Source organism: Shewanella sp. 10N.286.52.B9 (assembly GCF_002873635.1).
In the GTDB taxonomy this organism is placed as follows: domain Bacteria; phylum Pseudomonadota; class Gammaproteobacteria; order Enterobacterales; family Shewanellaceae; genus Shewanella.
On the sequence record NZ_MCTY01000109.1, the window covers coordinates 1 to 2,565 of the forward strand.

3 protein-coding genes are annotated in these 2,565 nt (G+C 32.1%); all 3 read left to right on the forward strand.

The window, feature by feature from the left end; translation table 11 throughout:
• Positions 1–742, forward strand: a 742-nt coding sequence (locus BCU91_RS20445) for a hypothetical protein (RefSeq protein ID WP_206747618.1), incomplete at its 5' end; no start/stop codon positions are given.
• The gene (locus BCU91_RS07030; protein ID WP_102531183.1) at positions 739–1,728 is read left to right on the forward strand and encodes a hypothetical protein; all 990 of its coding nucleotides are present in this window, start codon (positions 739–741) and stop codon (positions 1,726–1,728) included. The genes BCU91_RS20445 and BCU91_RS07030, both read left to right, overlap by 4 nt.
• Before the next feature lie 6 nt (positions 1,729–1,734).
• Positions 1,735–2,565: D-glucuronyl C5-epimerase family protein (locus tag BCU91_RS07035; RefSeq protein ID WP_133126583.1), on the forward strand; the 831-nt coding region annotated here is incomplete at its 3' end.

Sequence of the window (2,565 nt, forward strand, 5' to 3'; positions counted from 1 at the left end):
TTTTCCTTTGAGTTTTATAGTAACTCAAAACTACAGGGATGGTATATTGTCAATAATTTTATATGCAATATTTTATGGCTTGTTTAATAAAAAGTTCTTTGTGTTTATTATATCTTTAGTGCTGTTATATTTTTTTAGATACGAACTTGTGTATATATTGTTCGCTTCTTTATTTTTAGCGTTTTTTGTAAACCAATTTAAGGGCCGGCAGTGGTTGAATTTGGTTGCTCTTCTAAGTATAACCTTGACAATTCCATTTGTAATTGAACATAGCCGATTGGCTTTTTCTAATGCTTTTAAATTGCCGTTGTCATTTGTAGGAAAACCAATCCCACAAATCATTGCGGAGTATATAGCCCAAGAGTCTTATTACCAAAATTATTTGATCTCATGGATAACTTTTGTTCTTGCTACGTTATCTATGATGGGAGTTACAATTTTAATTTTGTCATATTTTTTTAGTAAGGATGATGTTAGCAAGCAAACTAGTTCATGGGGGAGAAGTGTCTGTAGTTCAGTGTTTATCTCATATATTCTCTCAATGATACTATATACCTATATAAATGATGGTTTTTCACTCCGAGTTAAACTGTCATTTTTTCCGAGTATCGTTGGAATTTATATAAGCGCGTATGGAATTAATTCATTTTCAAATGTTTATAAAAACAAAAAAATCATAACGGCTTATTTTATGTTGTTTCTCGTTGTTACTGTAGTCAATGTTAGGTGGGTTTTTTCGTGAATTTTTATGTTGTATCAAAAAGATTGGGTGAAAATATAATTGCTTCACAAGTGTCTCCTGTTAGTGGTAATGAGTTAACAAGAGGGGATTTATTCCGCTTAAACTCAAAGTTTTACCGGTCAGATGGAGAATACAGCAGTGTGTTTCAATTTAGGCAGGCTTTAAAGAGAGTGTTAGGCCTCAAGAAGATTTATATAAGGGACCCGATTGATTACTTGGTAGTTAAGTTTTTCACAATGGGACTTGATTGTAATTATATATATGACTTTAGAGGTATATCTAGTGAAGAACTAAAACTAAAAGGAAGAGGTTTTTTTAAAGTATTAGTCATGAGATTAATTGAGGCGTATATATATAATTCTGCAAATTCAATATGTACCGTTTCAAATGGGCTAAAAAAATATCTGACTGATAAATATTTCTCTAGAGAGATCACCGTTGTCCCTTGTTTGTATTTTGGTAAAAAATTTGAAAATTCTTCGCAGGATGATTTATCTTTTTGCTATTTAGGTGGAATGTCGACTTGGCAATCTTTCGATAAGGTAGCAGACTGCTTTGCCGGAATTGTAGCACAGGACAATAGAGCTTCGTTGACGGTTTATACTAATGAAGTTGTAACTGCTAATTTACTTCTAGAAAAAAGCAGTGCTAAAAACTATAAAGTAATGTCTATAAAGAGTAATGAGTTACAAAGTCACTTATCTAAGCATCGGTATGGTTTTATTTTAAGGGAAGATAATTTAGTTAATCGAACCGCTTCACCTATAAAATATTTTGAATATTTGTCATGTGGGGTAATACCTATCATGACTTCTCATGTTGGAGATTACGGTAAAAATGGATGCGGTATTATCCTAGAAGACGGATTTTACTTAGATCTCTCCGCACTTAAGCTTAATAATAGACACGCTGACGATTGTTATCGAGAGTTTGAGAAATACAGTATAACTAAGTTTTTAGCTGAGCACCCAATGAGATTAAGTTAGAATCCTATGATTAACATGATAAGAAAATACATAAGATGGGCCAAAATGCTGCTTGGAATAAGTCAATTTCATCAGAAGCAAGGGGTGCCCTATAACTTCAGTAAAGACTCAGAGCTTTACCCGAATGATTTAAGTTCAAAGTTATCTTGGCAAGGGTTTAAAGATAGTACAGGGGTACCTAGAAACAAACTTTCAGATGGGAAATACGTTTATTTTCCAATAGCTATTGCACAAAAAGCTATAGCTCTTTATGAAAATAATAATGTGGAAGAATTTCTTTTATTAGCTGATTGGTTTGTTAATTCTGTTGACAGAAATGGTGGGTATGATTGCTGGTCTAGTAGCAATAAAGACACAATAACTAATTATAGCTCTATGGCCCAAGGGCAAGCTTTATCTGTGCTATATAGAGCATACAAAGAAACCAATGAAGAAAAATATTTAAGTACTGCTAATCTAGTCTATTCTTGTTTAATGAATGAGCACAATAATATATCTATTCACACTAAAAATGGTATTGTATTTGATGAAACGCCAAAGAAGAATAGGGCTATTATTTTAAATGGTTGGATATTTACACTGTGGGGTATATTCGACTACGAAAAAATGGTGACTGTAGAAAATAAAGATAATAGTTTTGCATCATTGTCTGAATTTTTGGCTGAAGAGTTGGATAATTTTAACTGTGGTTACTGGTCGTTATATTCAGATGATGCGTATATATCTAGCCCTTTTTATCACAACTTACATATTGCGCAATTACAGTCAATGTACATATTGACTGGTATTGATAAATATAAGAATCATGCAGAACTTTATATATCATATAATAATAAT